Source organism: Aliivibrio salmonicida LFI1238 (genome assembly GCF_000196495.1).
GTDB lineage: Bacteria > Pseudomonadota > Gammaproteobacteria > Enterobacterales > Vibrionaceae > Aliivibrio > Aliivibrio salmonicida.
This window is the reverse complement of record NC_011312.1, coordinates 1,712,432-1,728,474: the sequence shown is the minus strand read 5'-3', so window position 1 is coordinate 1,728,474 and position 16,043 is coordinate 1,712,432. Positions and strand designations below refer to the sequence as shown.

Genomic DNA, 16,043 nt, shown 5'->3' with positions numbered 1-16,043 from the left:
TTTTTATTTTCCTCATCATTACTAAGTAGTCACGCAAAAGTTATTGTGAATTTTTCGCCGTAATAATTTAATATGTTTTTGATGTTAATACTGAGGTCTTCAAACGTTTTGAACGCTTCACATGGTAACCATTCATATTTTACTTTCTTCCACAATATCTCAATGATATTGAGCTCTGGAGAGTACGGTGGTAGATAACAAACTAATACATCATTCATCAACCACTCATGCAATTTTTGTTTAAATTTTGCTGACCTATGAAAAGAGGCATTATCTAAGATAATAAAGCATGGCTTATCGTTTTTTCGTGCGTTGATAAAGTGCTCAAATGCATCAATTACTGTATCGGTAGTTACTCTTCCTTCCGTTGTTTGAAAACTCAATTTACCTTGTCTACTTAAGAAGCCAAGAACATTGAGCCGTTTGCTGTGTGAATGAGCAGGCCTTAGCGATTGAACACCGATAGGTCCCCAACAATAAGGAAGATTAGATTTCTGACTAAAGCCTGACTCATCAAAATAAAAGAGTTCACATTTATTCGTACGTTCCATTTCAATCAATGAATTCAATATATTACTGAAATTATTGAATTTCATATCGTCACGCTTTAACTTTAATGAGTGTCGGGCTCTTTTGTAACTGTAATCACTTTTTTTATATTTCGTTTAATAGTGTCTAAGCTGGATTTTTTACCTGTTTCTTCTTCAAGTATTGCTTGTGCTCGTTTAAGTTGATGTGGCTCTTCATCAACCAATGACTTCAAACGATATACTTCTGCTTCTGTGTAAATAGGTTTTCTACCTATACGAACAGCGTCATACAATCCGAGCATTCCACAGGCTTCCCAATGGTCTATCCATGACGATATGGTCTCAAATTTAGCGTCTAAAATATCAGTTAACGCTAAAATAGAGTAGCCTTTATCACTGAGAATAATCGCATGTGCTCGTATTCTTACTCTATTTTTTGGATGATTAGCGATCGCTTCTTTTAGGGTTATTTTTTCATTGTCTGTTAAAGGATTAACTGCTTTCATTATGATATAGACACTGACGTTAAAATACTCATTTTAATACCATATGGATATATGGATATATGGTAAAGGCGAAATCTTCATTCTCGAAAACTTATCATTAACTACTTATTAAGCCCTTTTATGCTAACTAAACTTCGTGCAGAACCTGTTTTAATTATAACCACTCTTTTAGCTGGCGCTGGCTGGGTTTTTTCAAAAGAAGCAATTCAAGAGTTACCTCCATTTGCTTTTATTGGCATTCGTTTTGTCATGGCCTCACTGTGTTTATTGCCATTTTGTTTTAGTGCCTTGAAAAAAGCATTATGGCAAGATTGTCTTCGTTCTATGGGGGTTGGCGTATTACTTTCTTCAGCCTTATTTTGTTGGATACATGCAATATCAATCAGCGACACTTTAGGTGAAGGGGCATTTATTATGAGCCTCTCTATGCTATTTGTTCCTTTACTTGCTTGGCCACTGTTTGGTTCTAGGCCACCACGAGCATTTTGGTTCTCTTTGCCAATTGCTATTTCTGGCCTGTTCTTATTAGCATGGAATGACGGATGGAATGTATCGGCAAGTCAAATATGGTTTATCTGTGCAGCAATAGGACTTGCGACGCATTTTAATTTTAACAGTAAGTATTCCGCCAGTTTACCGACGATTTTATTAACGACATTACAATTATTTACGGTTGGTTGTTTGGGTGTCGTGTTATCACTGTTATCAGAAACATGGCCACAAGAGGTGAGTGTAATTACGTGGAAGTGGGTCGTCTTAAGTGTGTTACTTGCAACCAGTCTGCGCTATTTATTGCAAACGATAGGACAGAAGTGGGTAACACCAACCAATGCTGCGATCTTAATGTTACTTGAACCTATTTGGACTATGCTACTCAGTGTTTGGTTGTATGATGAATCGATGCCACTGAATAAACTGGTTGGCTGTGGTTTATTGCTGCTGTCTTTGGTTTTCTATCGCTTTAGCCAAGTGAGGCATAGATTACGAACTTAGTAGTAAGTCTTTGGGCTGTAATAAAATATGACTAACCCAAATACCTTTTTTATATGTGATTTTTACTTATGAGTATGGTTTAACTAAGCTGAGTCACGAGCAATTAATTCTGGATTTAAAATAAGACTTTGAGGTGCACTGTCTTTATTGTTTATTTGGTGAATTAATCGGTGGCCAGCTTGGCGACCAATGTCACGAATAGGGGAGGAGACAAAGGTTAATGAAGGTTGAATTAACTCGGCTTCAGGGACATCATCAAATCCAATAATAGCGACTTGTTGTCCAATGTAATTATCTTTACCCACTGTGCGATTAGAGCGATTAACACCATAAACAGCACCAAATGCGGTTGATGAATAATGACATAGTATTGCTGTTATTTTTGGATTTTTATTAATTAGTTGATTTACTGCTTCTGCGGCGGCAGTTTGACTTTTATCACATTCAACAACCCATTCAGGTTTAAAAGGTAAGCCAAATTGCATTAGTGTGCTGCAATAACCACCTAAACGTTCGGCTCTACTTAATGAATCACTTTGTCCGCCAACGTAAGCTATTTGACGGTGCCCTTGTTTAATCAAATACTCTGTAGCAATTTTCGCAGCTTGCATATTATCGGGCCCAACAAAGTCAATCTGCTGCCCTACTTTGGCTCGAGCAACACAGACTATTGGTAAGTTTAAATCTTGTATTTTTTGAATATTCGGAACGCCAATATCACGGATAGGGCAAAATACAATCCCACCAACATTTTGAGCCACCATGGTTTCAATACATTGATCAAACTTATCTTGATTTGTGCCTGATTGGGTAAGAAAAAGCATGTATCCCTTATCTTCTAAGACTTCACTTAATCCTGCTGCTATTTCAGCGTAATAGGGGTCGCTGATGTCTCTTAAAATTAAGCCAATCAATAATGATTGTTTTGAACTTAAATTAGAAGCGGTGCGATTTTTAATGTAGCCGAGTTCTTGTACCGCTTGATTTACTTTTTGAATGGTTTCAGGTGAGATCCGTCCTTTATCACTCAGTGCCATTGATACGGTTGTTACTGAGACTCCCGCTCGTTTTGCAACATCCTTTATATTTGCTTTTTTGTTAGTCATAGCACTTCTTTTACCACGATTAGATAAAACGTTTTACCTAATTAAACACATTTATTGACGCCATTCTAGCGTAATTATCAATCTAATGGAAAAAGATCGTGATCACTCGCACAAGATTGTTGATAAAACGTTTTACCAAGATTTGTCAGGTGTATTGTATTGACCAAGATTAAGAGAAAATTTAAATCAATGAAGAGGTTTAAATTACTCAATGATATTTATTTTAAGTGATTAAGTAGTCACGCAAAAGTTATTGTGAATTTTTCGCCGTAATAATTTAATATGTTTTTGATGTTAATACTGAGGTCTTCAAACGTTTTGAACGCTTCACATGGTAACCATTCATATTTTACTTTCTTCCACAATATCTCAATGATATTGAGCTCTGGAGAGTACGGTGGTAGATAACAAACTAATACATCATTCATCAACCACTCATGCAATTTTTGTTTAAATTTTGCTGACCTATGAAAAGAGGCATTATCTAAGATAATAAAGCATGGCTTATCGTTTTTTCGTGCGTTGATAAAGTGCTCAAATGCATCAATTACTGTATCGGTAGTTACTCTTCCTTCCGTTGTTTGAAAACTCAATTTACCTTGTCTACTTAAGAAGCCAAGAACATTGAGCCGTTTGCTGTGTGAATGAGCAGGCCTTAGCGATTGAACACCGATAGGTCCCCAACAATAAGGAAGATTAGATTTCTGACTAAAGCCTGACTCATCAAAATAAAAGAGTTCACATTTATTCGTACGTTCCATTTCAATCAATGAATTCAATATATTACTGAAATTATTGAATTTCATATCGTCACGCTTTAACTTTAATGAGTGTCGGGCTCTTTTGTAACTGTAATCACTTTTTTTATATTTCGTTTAATAGTGTCTAAGCTGGATTTTTTACCTGTTTCTTCTTCAAGTATTGCTTGTGCTCGTTTAAGTTGATGTGGCTCTTCATCAACCAATGACTTCAAACGATATACTTCTGCTTCTGTGTAAATAGGTTTTCTACCTATACGAACAGCGTCATACAATCCGAGCATTCCACAGGCTTCCCAATGGTCTATCCATGACGATATGGTCTCAAATTTAGCGTCTAAAATATCAGTTAACGCTAAAATAGAGTAGCCTTTATCACTGAGAATAATCGCATGTGCTCGTATTCTTACTCTATTTTTTGGATGATTAGCGATCGCTTCTTTTAGGGTTATTTTTTCATTGTCTGTTAAAGGATTAACTGCTTTCATTATGATATAGACACTGACGTTAAAATACTCATTTTAATACCATATGGATATATGGATATATGGTAAAGGCGAAATCTTCATTCTCGAAAACTTATCATTAACTACTTAATTAAGGATATTTTATGCAGCAAAAAGCGAATAAAACGACGTTATGGGAGTTCTTACAAAGCTTAGGGAAAACCTTTATGGTTCCTGTTGCTTTGCTTGCATTCTCGGGTATCTTACTCGGTATCGGGAGTTCTTTTTCAAGTGCGGCATTAAAAGAAGCAATGCCATTTTTTGATAATGTTATCTTCCAGTATTTATTTATATGGATGACCAAAATTGGTTTAGTTGCGTTTATTTATCTGCCTGTCATGTTTGCGATTGCGATTCCTATGGGTCTTGCTCGTGAAGAGAAAGGGGTGGCTGCATTCTCGGGTTTAGTTGGTTACGCAGCATTAAATTTAGCGGTTAACTTCTACCTAACGGTGAACGGTGTACTTGATAATGAAGTACTACGTGAAGCTTACGGTGTGAAATCTATCTTAGGGACCGAATCGATTGATACGGGTATTTTAGGGGCGGTTATCGTTGGTATTATCGTTGCTAAGCTGCATGTTCGCTTCTACACATTTAAAATGCCTGATGCATTGGCTTTCTTTGGTGGTGCTCGTTTTGTTCCTATTATCTCAACCATTACGTTAGGTGTTGTTGGTTTATTGGTTCCTTTTATTTGGCCTTACTTTGCGGCAGGTATTAATGGTATTGGTCATGTAATTGCTGGTGCCGGTGATTTTGGTCCTTTCTTATTTGGCATGAGCGAACGTCTACTTTTACCTATTGGTCTTCATCATATTTTAGTTGCGCTTATCCGTTTTACTGAAGCGGGCGGTACGATGGAAGTGTGTGGTGATACGGTGTCTGGTGCATTAAACATTTTCTATTCAGAGCTTTCTTGTTCTGAAACTCAAGGCTTTACTCCATCAGTTACTGCTTTCTTATCTCAAGGTAAAATGCCTGCGTTCTTAGGTGGCCTTCCTGGTGCCGCTTTAGCGATGTACCATTGTGCTAAAGTTGAAAACCGCAGCAAGATTAAAGCGTTATTAGTTTCTGGTGTGGTTGCTTGTATTGTTGGTGGTATCACCGAACCTCTTGAGTTCTTGTTCCTATTCGTTGCGCCAGTTTTGTATTTTATCCACGTAATTTTAACTGGCTTTGGCTTCATGATCATGGGGATGCTAGACGTTACTATTGGTAATACCGATGGCAACATTATTGATTTCTTAGTCTTTGGTGTACTTCAGGGGATGTCTACTAAATGGTACTTAGTTCCTGTGGTTGCAGGTGTTTGGTTCGCGGTTTATTACTTTGTATTTAAGTTCGCAATTCTTAAGTTCAACCTTAAAACTCCGGGCCGTGAAGCTGAAGATATTGCGATGTCTAGAGAAGAAGCGGCGATTATTGCCACGGCTGGTGGTAAAGGTAAACTTATCCTTGCTGCACTTGGTGGTGCAGAAAATATCACGTCATTAGACAACTGTATTACACGTTTACGCATGACGGTTGAAGACATGAGTTTGGTTGACGATGCACAGCTCAAACTGTATGGGGCGCTTGGTGTGGTTAAGCTTGATCAACATAGCTTGCAGGTTGTTATTGGTGCGCAAGTTCATATTGTTAAAAATGAAATGCAATCATTAATGTCAGCAACAGCTTAATTTTTATAGGTGGAGGTTCTCTCCACCTTTTTCACACTCTTTGTTTTTTAGTTCACATAAATATGAGCTTTTGGAGTCGCTATGTTTACTTTCTCTGAGCAAATCAATCGTAAAGGCAGTTACTGCACTCAATGGGATTACGTTGCTGACCGATTCGGTGAAGCGGACCTTCTGCCATTTACCATATCGGATATGGATTTTTCAGCACCACCTGTGGTTATGAACGCACTGAAATCACGAATGGAACATCCTGTATTTGGTTATAGCCGTTGGGATCACAGTGATTTCAAAGGGGCGATTACACATTGGTTTAAACGTCGATTTAATGCTGAATTTGATGGGAAGGACCTGGTTTACGGACCTTCTGTTATTTACATTATTTCGCAATTAATCCGTCAATGGAGTAGTGCCAGTGAAGGGGTTATTATTCATACACCGGCTTATGATGCCTTTGACAAAATGATTTTAGGATTAGAACGAACCATTATTCCAAATCAATTATCGCCTTCTTCAGAAGGGTATCAAATTGATTGGAATGTATTTGAAGCTCAATTATCTGATCCTAATAACACGGTTTTATTGCTGTGCAGCCCTCATAATCCAACAGGCAAAGTCTGGAGTGCTGATGAGTTGAAACGCATGGCGGTTCTTTGTGAAAAATACCATGTGGCAGTGATCAGTGATGAGATCCACATGGACATCTGTTTTAAACCTCATACGCCTTGGCAAGGATTTGGAATGGGGACTCGTTGGGCCTTAGTCAGTTCTGCATCAAAGTCATTTAATATTCCTGCGCTTAATGGGGCTTATGCCTTTATTGCTGATGATGTTGCAAGAGAACATTATTTATTTAACCTTAAACAAGTGGATGGGCTTTCTTCACCTTCTATTCTTGGTGTTATTGCTCTTATGGCGGCTTATCAAGAAGGTGGACCGTGGCTTGATGAATTAAAGTCATACTTATATGAAAATCATCGTTACGTTCAAGAGACATTAGAGAAAGAGCTACCAAGTATTGGTTATCAAATTCCCGATTCTACTTATCTTGCATGGATTGATCTTTCTTCTTTTTCGTTAGATATGGATGCATTAAATCAATGCTTAATTAAAAATCATAAAGTTGCCATCATGCAAGGCAGTACTTACGGGGTTGCAGGAAAAGGTTTTGTGAGACTTAACCTAGGCTGTCCGCGCATAAAAGTGGAAAAAGGCTTATCTGCGCTCATTTCTGCAATTAAAGAGCAATCTTAATGAATACTGTATATAACGTTGAAGCAGGGCAGCGCCATTATCAATGGGGATCCCACTTACTTTATGGTTTGTTTGGGCTTCCAATTAAAGATGATAAACCGCTGGCTGAGTTGTGGTTGGGAGGGCATCCATCGTTGCCTTCTAAAGTTCAACTTGATGATAGATCTTGGCAAACACTGGATAAGTTTCTTGAACAAAAGCCGCTTAGATTTTTGTTTAAAGTATTGAGTGCATCGCAACCTTTATCGCTTCAAGTACATCCAAATAATGTTCAAGCCAAAGCCGGTTTTGAGCGTGAAAATGCACAACATATTCCTTTAGGTGCACCACACCGAAATTATAAAGACGCTTATGCTAAACCAGAAATGGTCATGGCGCTGTCACCTTTTAAAATAATGGTGGGGTTTAGGCCGTTAGAAGAGATCATTGATAACCTTAACTTAATTCAATCAGATGCATTAAAGACTATCTTACACAGTGAAATATTTAATCATCAGACGTTATTATTATCCTTGTTGCAACTAACACAAAAAGATAAACAGCAGATTATTGCACAAGCATTATCTATTGCTATTACTTGTAATGAACCAATGTGGCAGCAATTGGTTGAGCTTGGACATTACTACCCATGCGATATTGGAATATTAGCGCCGCTTTATATGAATTGTTTAACGTTAGAGCCGGGTGAGGCGATGTATTTACCTACGGGAACGATTCATGCGTACACAAAGGGGACGTGTATTGAGTTAATGGGGTGTTCAGATAATGTATTAAGAGCAGGGCTTACCCCAAAGTATATTGATACGGATGAGCTAATGGCTTGTACTCAATTTGTTCCGTTTACCCCTGAAAAGTTAGTGCCAATGCTTGTTAAGTCAGAACGAATATTGCAACCAACAGAGACTGATTTCGGGCTAGCGTTATGCCAAGTCACTGAGCATGAACAATCTTTAACGGTGACGTCTCGTTCAATATTATTGGTTGCCAAAGGAAAGGTTCAATTTAATGATACGGTGTTGTTAGCTGGGCAATCATTATTCATTGAATCAGGTGCTTATCAGGTATCTGGTGATGGATTATTAGTTCGGGCTTTTGAATCTAAATAGAAAAAAAGAGCCGATAATGTTATCGGCTCTTTTATAACTATCAGACAATTATGAGAAATACTGAGAGTAGTTGATACCGATTATTTGATTACATCAGGATTAAAGTTAACTCTACAAGGCACTATCTTCACTTGAGCTAATAGCAAGCCAATAAAGACAAAACCGCCCCCAATTAGGTGATATACCGTTGGTGACTGTCCTAAAAAGAGAAGACTAATGAGCACGGTAAATATTGGAACTAGGTTCATAAATAAGGTTGCTTGGGCTGCTCCAATTCGCTGAACTCCTTTCAACCAAAACCATGGGGCTAACACGGAAGCAAATGCAGCAGCAAACAGAACCATAGGAAAGGCAGTTGTTGTAATTGCATAGGAATTACTACTTAGCAGTAGGGGAAGTTGTAATAGAGTTGCAATCGTAATTTGGCAAAAGACAGAAGTCCAAGGCTTAAGAGGTAACTTCCATTTATTCAGCAATATTGAATAGAGCGCATAAGCCAAACTGGAAATAAACATCAAACTATCACCTTGTTGAATTCCCTTCGTTAGTAAACTGACAGGGCTGCCTTCACTGAGCATGTACAGTAATCCAGAGAATGAAATAACGGCTCCTATTAATGCTTGTTGCTTTAACTGTTTACCTAATAAAGGCACGGCTAGAAATAAACTGAATAGGGGCATTAAGGATAAAAAAACGGCGATGTTGGTTGCACTGGTTGTGTGTGCAGCATAATAAGCAAGGCATTGATTTAATACCATGCCAAGTGAAGCAAGAATAGCGAGCTTACCTAAATGCTTCACTATTAATTGTCGTTGTTGCCATACCGGTTTTACACAAAACGGAAGCAAGATAAATAAAGCGAAAAGCCAGCGATAAAAAGCAATTGCCCCCGGTTCTATTGCGCCAGTGGCTAGTTTACTTACTACTGCGTTTGCTGCCCAAATAAATACAGCAGTGATTGGGAAAAATAAATTCATAATAATCTCTGTTATTGATAATTAACAGAATTGTCACACTAATACAGAGATCAGTGGTATACCATTTATGACACCGGATATAGCGATTACGACATATAAAAAATTCATGCCTAAATTGACAGAAACACTGCCAACAGATGTGTTCTGCCACTATTTTTTTATTGAAGCAAAAACAGAAACTTTGCCACATTCGTATTCTTGGGGGCAGTTGCATTTAATTAAGCAAGGCGTGTTAGAAATGGAAGTCGATCAACAGAAAATGGTGTGCCCTGCAAACTATACGATTTGGACTCCTCCTCACCAAAAGCACCGAGCATTTAATCGGAGTGACATCGAATATTGCGCCATTAATATTACGGCAGAGTTGAGTGAAAAGTTTCCTAAACACGCGTGTATGATCCCATTAACACCGTTATTAAGAGCTATAATTGATGACTTGATTGAACGAAAAACAACGATGGTGAGCTCAGAAGAAGATAAATGCCTTAGCTATGTGCTTATGGATAGATTAGTAAAAATAAACCCAATTGAAATTTATTTACCATCAACGCAAGATAAGTTATTAGCACCTATTTTGACGCAACTGGAAGAAACGCCTGAAGATGATTCGAGTTTATCTGTTTGGGCTAAACGTGTATTTAGTACAGAAAGGACGCTAGCCAGACGTTTTCAAAAAGAATTAAAAATGAGCTTTAATGATTGGCGACAGAGAGCAAAACTAGTTAAGGCAATGACACTATTGAAAGAATCCATAAGCATTAATGAAATAGCGTATCAGCTTGGGTATAGCCAAGGGTCTTCTTTTATTAAAATGTTCCGAAAGCATACTGGTGTAACTCCGGAACAATTTAGAAAGCAAAATGAAACGCTAACAGTGGAGATAACCAGTAAATGACAGTCAGTTGCTTGAATTATGATGATAAAAAGCCGCTAATATATAGCGGCTTTCTTGTTTTAGACGTGATGGTTATTCACTTAGTTATTCAGCGCAACGCTAATTCGCTGCATGGCTTGAATTAGCACTTCACGAGGGCAACCTAGGTTTAAACGAATAAACCCAGAGCCTTCACTGCCAAAGGCGATCCCCATGCTTGGGACTATTCCGGCATCAACTAATTTCAGCTCTAATTCTTTATCTGTTAACCCAAGAGCACGACAATCTACCCACGCTAAATACCCCGCTTCTGGAGGCGTAAAGCTTAGTTCTGGTAACTCTGTTTCAATAAAGCGTGATAGGGTGTTTATGTTCTCTTGTAGATACGTTTTTAGTTCATTTAACCAAGGTGCTGAAGTTTGATAAGCGGCGGTTGCTGCACACATTGCCAAGCTATTATAAACATCCATACCATGAGCATCTAAACGTCGAACTAAGCGTGCTTTTAATTCTTGATTTGGGATCATGAAATTAGAAATACGCACAGAAGACAAACCAAATGTTTTACTCGCTGCCGTTGCTACAATCAGTTTTTGTTGTAGCTTTTCTGGTAATGATAACGCTGAATGGTAAATGTTATCTCTCATCGCTAAATCTCCCCAGATCTCATCACTTAGCAGCCACACATCATATTGATGACATAGTTCTGCTACAGCGGTTATCTCTTCTTTTGACCATGCTTTACCAACAGGGTTGTGAGGGTTACAGAAGATCATCACTTTAGCGCCTTGTTGAAAACAAGATTCTAAGTGAACAAGATCGAGTGAGTAAGTTCCTTGCTGTTCAAGTAATGGGTTCTTAACCAATACGCGGTCATTAAATTCAACGATTTTACGAAACGAGCCATAGCCCGGTGTTTGCATGACCACTTTATCATTGGTTTCAGTCAGCAATTGAATTGCCATTGAAAGTCCTGGTAATACGCCGTGTACTGTCGTTATCCACTCTTTTTCAATTTGAATGTGATGTTGCTCTTGATACCAAGTGATGATCGCTTGGTAGTAATCCTCATTACGTTCTGCATAACCAAAAATACCATGGTCAATGCGATTATGAAGTGCTTCTAATACGTGTGGTGGCGCTTGAAAGTCATAATCAGACACCCACATTGGTAATCGGTCTGTGCCGTCTAATCCGAGTTTTTCTTTCATGAAGTCCCATTTTAATGAGCCGGTATTACAACGGTTATGAATGCAATTAAAAGAAGTTGTCATGGGATAGCCTTATTTTACTTCAACAGGAGATAGTGAGTCGTTGTCTTGAGTTACGGGTGCTTTTGCAATGCCAAAGCCAGTAAATCCATAAATGATGGCGAAGATCACGCCGGTGTAACATTGAATTGCCCATGGTAGGTAATCAAGCGTTGCTACGCCTAATGTACTTGCCATGTAAATTCCTGCCGCTGTCCAAGGAACCAATGGTTCGATAATGGTGCCGGCATCTTCAATCGTTCGAGATAGATTTTTGGTATCTAATCCCATTTTACGGTAAGCGTCTTGGAATAATTCACCCGGAATTAATAGCGCTAATTTGCCATCAGAAGTTGTAAATACCACTGTAATTGTAGCGATAACGGTTGATAGAATTAATTGACCTGTACTGTGAATCAGGTGCAAGAATCGACCTAGAACCACATTGAGTGCGCCAGTTAAACTTAGAATACCTGCGAAAGCGAAGGCACAGAACACAAGAAGAATGGTGCTCATCATAGAGAATAGGCCACCACGGTTAAGCAGTTTTGCAATGTCAGGAACTAAGCCATCAGTAGTGTGGCCATTTGCGTTTAGCATATCGATATTAAAGCCATTAACAAACGCTTGCAGTGCTTGTTGTAAGCTAAAACCTTGCACGAAAATGCCAATAACAATCGCTAAAGCAGAAGCGGCAAGCATCAATGGAAGTACTGGTTTTTTAGTAAACGCACCCCATAAGATCATGATTGGTGGCACAATTAATAGAATATTAAGGTTATATAGGCTTTCTAATCCCGCAAGGATATCGAGTACTTTTTGAGGCTCGCTTACACTTGCTACATCGCCATATTGACCTGCAAAGAAGAATACAATAGATGCAATAACGAATCCCGGTAAGGTCGTGTAGAGCATGTGTTGGATGTGTTCGTATAACGTAGTACCAGAGACGATCGGTGCAAAGTTAGTTGAATCAGAAAGTGGGGATATTTTATCGCCAAAATACGCACCAGAAACGACGGCACCAGCCGCTGCTGCCATTGAAACATCAAGACCTGCGGCAACGCCCATTAGCGCAACACCAACGGTTCCTGCTGAGCCCCATGATGTACCAGTACACACAGAGACGACGCTAGTCACAAAGAAAGCGGCGATTAAAATGTATTGAGGGCTAATGACTTTAAGGCCCCAATAGACCATGTAGGGAATGGTGCCACTGATCATCCAACTTGCGATTAGGCCACCAACAGAAACGAGAATTAAAATAACAGGCATCGCTTTCGCTAGTTTCTCTACAATGGAATTCATTATTTCATCCCAGTTGTATCCCATTTTATAAGCGATGAAACCAGTAAAGGTAGCAGAGGTAAGTAATAAGGCTTCAATTTGTAGGCCGAGTAGGCCATATCCTATTGCAAGCAGACCAAACATTACAGCGATAGGGGCTAAGGCTAAAGCAAATGATCGTAGAGGCTTTGAATGTGTCATTGTGTATTCCTCGTAAACAGACGTAGGGTTGTTTTGTTTTTATGAGGCCATAGTAAGAGTTCTATTAATTAGAATGTAAGAGATAAGTAACACCCTCATGTAAGCGCTTACATGGGGTTGTTACCTAAGAGGTTCATCACACTTTTACTGCTTGTTTATCTGAATATTGTATGACTGTTTGTCGCTCAACCAAGGTCGCATGAAAGCGATGATTTGATGGGGGGATGTATCCTGTGTTTTTGATTTTTAATGCTAAATCAGCAGCATAGCTCGACATTTCATCTATTGGATTGTGCATGGTGGTTAAGCGCGGATAGAGGTATCGAGCAAGTAATACATCGTCAAACCCGACAATAGAAATATCGTTAGGTACGTTGATATTGTTTTCATGCAGGTTTGCCATTAATCCTGCGGCCATCACATCATTAAAGGTGACAACGGCTGATACTTCTGGGCATTGAGATAATAATTGTTCGCCCGCAAGCTCTCCGCCTTGTTCACTAAAGTTCTGATTTATTACCCAGTTAGGCTCAATGGTGATATTAGCTTCTTTCATCGCATCACGATAACCGTTAAGTCGCTCTGTTCTGTCTTCAATAGGGAGATCACTGGTGACACAGGCGATCTTACGGTGACCTTGTTCAATTAAATGAATGACGGATTTTTTAGCACCGGCTCTATTATCAATATAGACAGAGCGGTTTGATATTTGCGGAATGGTGCGATTAAGCAATACCATCGAAGGCAATTGGGCACTGTATCTAAGTAGGGTGGCGTCATCTAACATTTTGGCGTGAACCACCATGGCTTCACATCCTTGGCTGATTAAAAAATCTAATCCTTCTTTTTCTCTTTGAGCATCATGACCGCCACTAACCACGACTAGCTGGCACTTGTTTTTACGTGCTACCTCCTCTACATGTTTAGCGATAAGAGCAAAAAAAGGATCGGCGAGATTACCCGTTAATAACCCAAGCGTATTATTTGTTTTTCTTGCTAATGCACTTGCTCTGGCGTCTCGTTGATAGTTCAGTTCTCGGACAGCGGTTTGTACTCGTTCAAGAGTCACAGGCTCAACATAAGCTGAGTTGTTGATGACACGAGATACGGTGGCAGTGGATACACCAGCTAGCTTTGCTACATCATTAATGGTTGCCATGATTACAATATAGGGTGATTAACATTGGACAAGAGTGTAGCGTGATTTTTTCAAGAAAGATGTTAGGGCTATCAAACCGATTAACAATTAATAATATTATTAATAAAGCTAAATGGGGATAAGACGATGAGAGGTTCTTGAGTGATTTATTTCTGTTGTTTTATTTCTGGCACAAATATTTAATACAATATTTACGTATCTCATTGTATTATTTGGTTTATGCACAAGGGTGTGCGAAATAAATAAGGTTGGATATGTTTAAAAGTAAATTAGTCGTGTTCTTTACGTGTTTGTCTGTGCTGTCTTTTACGGTTCAATCAAGCAGCTTTGATACCGTTACTCTAGGCAGTAAGGGAGGGATTCAAGATGGCAATTTAACGGCTTTTTTAATTAAGAGCGATCAAGATTCTAATTTTGTCATGCTTGATGCCGGCTCTGTAGTGAATGGATTGATTGTAGCAGAGCAAAAAGGCGCGTTTAAAAATATTGATTTACCTGATGATTCGCCTTACAGCAAAGTAGGTTACCTTTTAAATGATAAGATTAAGGGATACTTGATCAGTCATGGGCATTTAGACCATGTTGCGGGGTTAATTATATCTTCCCCTGATGACAGTAAAAAACCTATTTATGGATTAGAAGCGACCAATCGTGATCTGATGAATAACTACTTTAATTGGTCTGCATGGCCAAACTTTGGCAATAAAGGCAGTGGTTTTAAGATTAACAAATACAATTACGTCGATCTGGTACCAACGACATGGAATGCGATTTCAGATACAACAATGAGCATAATGGCATTACCACTTTCTCATTCTGGTGGAGAATCGACGGCATTTATTTTAAAAGATCAAAAAGGGGATGTATTTGCCTATTTTGGTGATACTGGCCCCGATGACGTTGAAAAAAGCTCAGCATTAAAAACCGTGTGGACAACATTGGCTCCTTTTGTAGAACAAGGTAAATTGAAAGGCATTATTATTGAAGTTTCTTTTACCAATAAAACGCCTGACAAGTCCTTATTCGGACATTTAACACCAAATTGGTTAATTAAAGAACTGACGGTGTTAGAAAACATGAATGGAAAAGGCTCGTTAAAAGGGCTAGATGTCGTGATAAGCCACATTAAGTACAGCTTAAAAAACAGTGAAGATCCAAAAGTTATTATTCAGAAGCAATTAGCCGATGCGAACGATCTTGGTGTGAATTTTATCTTTCCAGAGCAAGGGGATTCACTGACGTTTTAATATTGCTACAGTCTTTGTGTTAAAAATAGAGATAACAGTAATCTAGTATTTGAAAAATTAAAGCACCAAAAATATTGGTGCTTTATATCATTGAGTTACTGTATTAATAAAAAACTATGATTTTTTAGATGACGGTGTTTTGTTGTTGTCTTGTGACGTAATGGCTTTGTGGTAAATAAAAGATGAAATGCCACCCCAAAATATCATATTAACAATAAATGCTCGAATAATATTCAAAGCATTCAACGGGATACTTTGGAATATGAAAAAGGTGCAAAAACTAGCTAATGCAGAAACCACGATCCCTTTTACTATCCATTGGTTTTTCAAAACAGGAAGGCAATAAAGAATAGCCCACAAACCTCCCCAAAAAACCTGTTTGTAAACAAAGTTTTTATCAAGGCTAAAATCATCATTAGTGGTAATGTTGATTAACGAAATTACGAGTATATTTGCAATAGAACCAAGGTAACCAGCGCCAAGGGCTAACGGTATTCTATTTATCATCCTAATTATTCCTGTATTTAAATGTATAACTAACCTGAATTCTGGATAAGGCTGAACTAATTGCCCACCTAACGATCAGATCTTTCGACCAAGAATTATTTGA

At 38.5% G+C, this 16,043-nt stretch carries 14 protein-coding genes; 6 read left to right on the top strand and 8 right to left on the bottom strand.

Going from position 1 to position 16,043, the window contains the following annotated elements:
• Nucleotides 1-29 precede the first annotated feature (29 nt).
• A protein-coding gene (locus VSAL_RS22785) for an IS630-like element ISVsa8 family transposase (RefSeq protein ID WP_085941784.1) occupies nt 30-1,036 on the bottom strand; the annotation gives its coding sequence in 2 pieces (ribosomal slippage) (nt 30-658 and nt 658-1,036; 1,008 coding nt in all).
• Between the two features lie 120 nt (nt 1,037-1,156).
• Between VSAL_RS22785 and VSAL_RS08605 the strand changes: the two genes are divergently transcribed.
• Entirely contained in the window at nt 1,157-2,029 is an 873-nt protein-coding gene (locus VSAL_RS08605) for a DMT family transporter (RefSeq protein ID WP_012550260.1), read from the top strand.
• Nucleotides 2,030-2,112: 83 nt separating this feature from the next.
• Here the strand turns inward: VSAL_RS08605 and VSAL_RS08600 are convergent, their stop codons facing one another.
• Together VSAL_RS08600 and VSAL_RS22780 are read right to left on the bottom strand one after the other, a co-directional pair.
• Nucleotides 2,113-3,135: a Mal regulon transcriptional regulator MalI gene (locus VSAL_RS08600; protein WP_012550259.1), complete on the bottom strand. Its 1,023-nt coding sequence runs from the start codon at nt 3,133-3,135 to the stop codon at nt 2,113-2,115.
• Between the two features lie 239 nt (nt 3,136-3,374).
• A protein-coding gene (locus tag VSAL_RS22780; protein ID WP_085941784.1) for an IS630-like element ISVsa8 family transposase occupies nt 3,375-4,381 on the bottom strand; the annotation gives its coding sequence in 2 pieces (ribosomal slippage) (nt 3,375-4,003 and nt 4,003-4,381; 1,008 coding nt in all).
• A gap of 122 nt (nt 4,382-4,503) precedes the next feature.
• Between VSAL_RS22780 and malX the strand changes: the two genes are divergently transcribed.
• The 3 genes from malX to manA all read left to right on the top strand — a co-directional run bounded on the left by malX (nt 4,504) and on the right by manA (nt 8,438).
• A complete protein-coding gene (gene malX / locus VSAL_RS08585; protein ID WP_012550258.1) occupies nt 4,504-6,081 on the top strand; it encodes a maltose/glucose-specific PTS transporter subunit IIBC in 1,578 nt (525 codons plus the stop codon).
• Between the two features lie 81 nt (nt 6,082-6,162).
• The gene (locus VSAL_RS08580) at nt 6,163-7,332 is read left to right on the top strand and encodes a MalY/PatB family protein (protein WP_012550257.1); all 1,170 of its coding nucleotides are present in this window, start codon (nt 6,163-6,165) and stop codon (nt 7,330-7,332) included.
• Complete coding sequence (gene manA, locus VSAL_RS08575) at nt 7,332-8,438, top strand: mannose-6-phosphate isomerase, class I (RefSeq protein ID WP_012550256.1); 1,107 nt, start codon at nt 7,332-7,334, stop codon at nt 8,436-8,438. Before VSAL_RS08580 ends, manA begins: the two co-directional genes overlap by 1 nt.
• Before the next feature lie 80 nt (nt 8,439-8,518).
• Here the strand turns inward: manA and VSAL_RS08570 are convergent, their stop codons facing one another.
• Nucleotides 8,519-9,415 (bottom strand): DMT family transporter, encoded by an 897-nt coding sequence (locus tag VSAL_RS08570; RefSeq protein ID WP_012550255.1) that lies wholly within the window; start codon nt 9,413-9,415, stop codon nt 8,519-8,521.
• A gap of 67 nt (nt 9,416-9,482) precedes the next feature.
• Between VSAL_RS08570 and VSAL_RS08565 the strand changes: the two genes are divergently transcribed.
• A complete protein-coding gene (locus VSAL_RS08565) occupies nt 9,483-10,310 on the top strand; it encodes an AraC family transcriptional regulator (protein WP_012550254.1) in 828 nt (275 codons plus the stop codon).
• Between the two features lie 80 nt (nt 10,311-10,390).
• Here VSAL_RS08565 and VSAL_RS08560 read toward each other — a convergent pair whose 3' ends face one another.
• The 3 genes from VSAL_RS08560 to VSAL_RS08550 all read right to left on the bottom strand — a co-directional run bounded on the left by VSAL_RS08560 (nt 10,391) and on the right by VSAL_RS08550 (nt 14,186).
• On the bottom strand, nt 10,391-11,563 hold the full coding sequence (locus VSAL_RS08560) for a MalY/PatB family protein (RefSeq protein WP_012550253.1): 1,173 nt from the start codon (nt 11,561-11,563) through the stop codon (nt 10,391-10,393).
• A gap of 9 nt (nt 11,564-11,572) precedes the next feature.
• Entirely contained in the window at nt 11,573-13,027 is a 1,455-nt protein-coding gene (gene nhaC, locus VSAL_RS08555; protein ID WP_012550252.1) for a Na+/H+ antiporter NhaC, read from the bottom strand.
• Nucleotides 13,028-13,163: 136 nt separating this feature from the next.
• Nucleotides 13,164-14,186 (bottom strand): LacI family DNA-binding transcriptional regulator, encoded by a 1,023-nt coding sequence (locus VSAL_RS08550; RefSeq protein ID WP_012550251.1) that lies wholly within the window; start codon nt 14,184-14,186, stop codon nt 13,164-13,166.
• 254 nt (nt 14,187-14,440) lie between these two features.
• On the opposite strand from VSAL_RS08550, the gene VSAL_RS08545 reads away from it, so the two are divergent.
• Nucleotides 14,441-15,433, top strand: coding sequence for an MBL fold metallo-hydrolase (locus tag VSAL_RS08545; RefSeq protein ID WP_012550250.1), 993 nt, complete (start codon nt 14,441-14,443; stop codon nt 15,431-15,433).
• 114 nt (nt 15,434-15,547) lie between these two features.
• Here VSAL_RS08545 and VSAL_RS08540 read toward each other — a convergent pair whose 3' ends face one another.
• Nucleotides 15,548-15,940, bottom strand: coding sequence for a hypothetical protein (locus VSAL_RS08540; protein ID WP_012550249.1), 393 nt, complete (start codon nt 15,938-15,940; stop codon nt 15,548-15,550).
• Nucleotides 15,941-16,043: the final 103 nt, after the last annotated feature.

What these genes read in the sequence shown, in the direction of transcription:
- VSAL_RS08580 (WP_012550257.1), top strand. Translation starts at nt 6,163, where the DNA reads ATGTTTACTTTCTCTGAGCAAATCAATCGTAAAGGCAGTTACTGCACT.
- VSAL_RS08605 (WP_012550260.1), top strand. Translation starts at nt 1,157, where the DNA reads ATGCTAACTAAACTTCGTGCAGAACCTGTTTTAATTATAACCACTCTT.
- VSAL_RS08565 (WP_012550254.1), top strand. Translation starts at nt 9,483, where the DNA reads ATGACACCGGATATAGCGATTACGACATATAAAAAATTCATGCCTAAA.
- VSAL_RS08540 (WP_012550249.1), bottom strand. Translation starts at nt 15,940, where the DNA reads ATGATAAATAGAATACCGTTAGCCCTTGGCGCTGGTTACCTTGGTTCT.
- nhaC (WP_012550252.1), bottom strand. Translation starts at nt 13,027, where the DNA reads ATGACACATTCAAAGCCTCTACGATCATTTGCTTTAGCCTTAGCCCCT.
- malX (WP_012550258.1), top strand. Translation starts at nt 4,504, where the DNA reads ATGCAGCAAAAAGCGAATAAAACGACGTTATGGGAGTTCTTACAAAGC.
- VSAL_RS08545 (WP_012550250.1), top strand. Translation starts at nt 14,441, where the DNA reads ATGTTTAAAAGTAAATTAGTCGTGTTCTTTACGTGTTTGTCTGTGCTG.
- manA (WP_012550256.1), top strand. Translation starts at nt 7,332, where the DNA reads ATGAATACTGTATATAACGTTGAAGCAGGGCAGCGCCATTATCAATGG.
- VSAL_RS08600 (WP_012550259.1), bottom strand. Translation starts at nt 3,135, where the DNA reads ATGACTAACAAAAAAGCAAATATAAAGGATGTTGCAAAACGAGCGGGA.
- VSAL_RS08560 (WP_012550253.1), bottom strand. Translation starts at nt 11,563, where the DNA reads ATGACAACTTCTTTTAATTGCATTCATAACCGTTGTAATACCGGCTCA.
- VSAL_RS08570 (WP_012550255.1), bottom strand. Translation starts at nt 9,415, where the DNA reads ATGAATTTATTTTTCCCAATCACTGCTGTATTTATTTGGGCAGCAAAC.
- VSAL_RS08550 (WP_012550251.1), bottom strand. Translation starts at nt 14,186, where the DNA reads ATGGCAACCATTAATGATGTAGCAAAGCTAGCTGGTGTATCCACTGCC.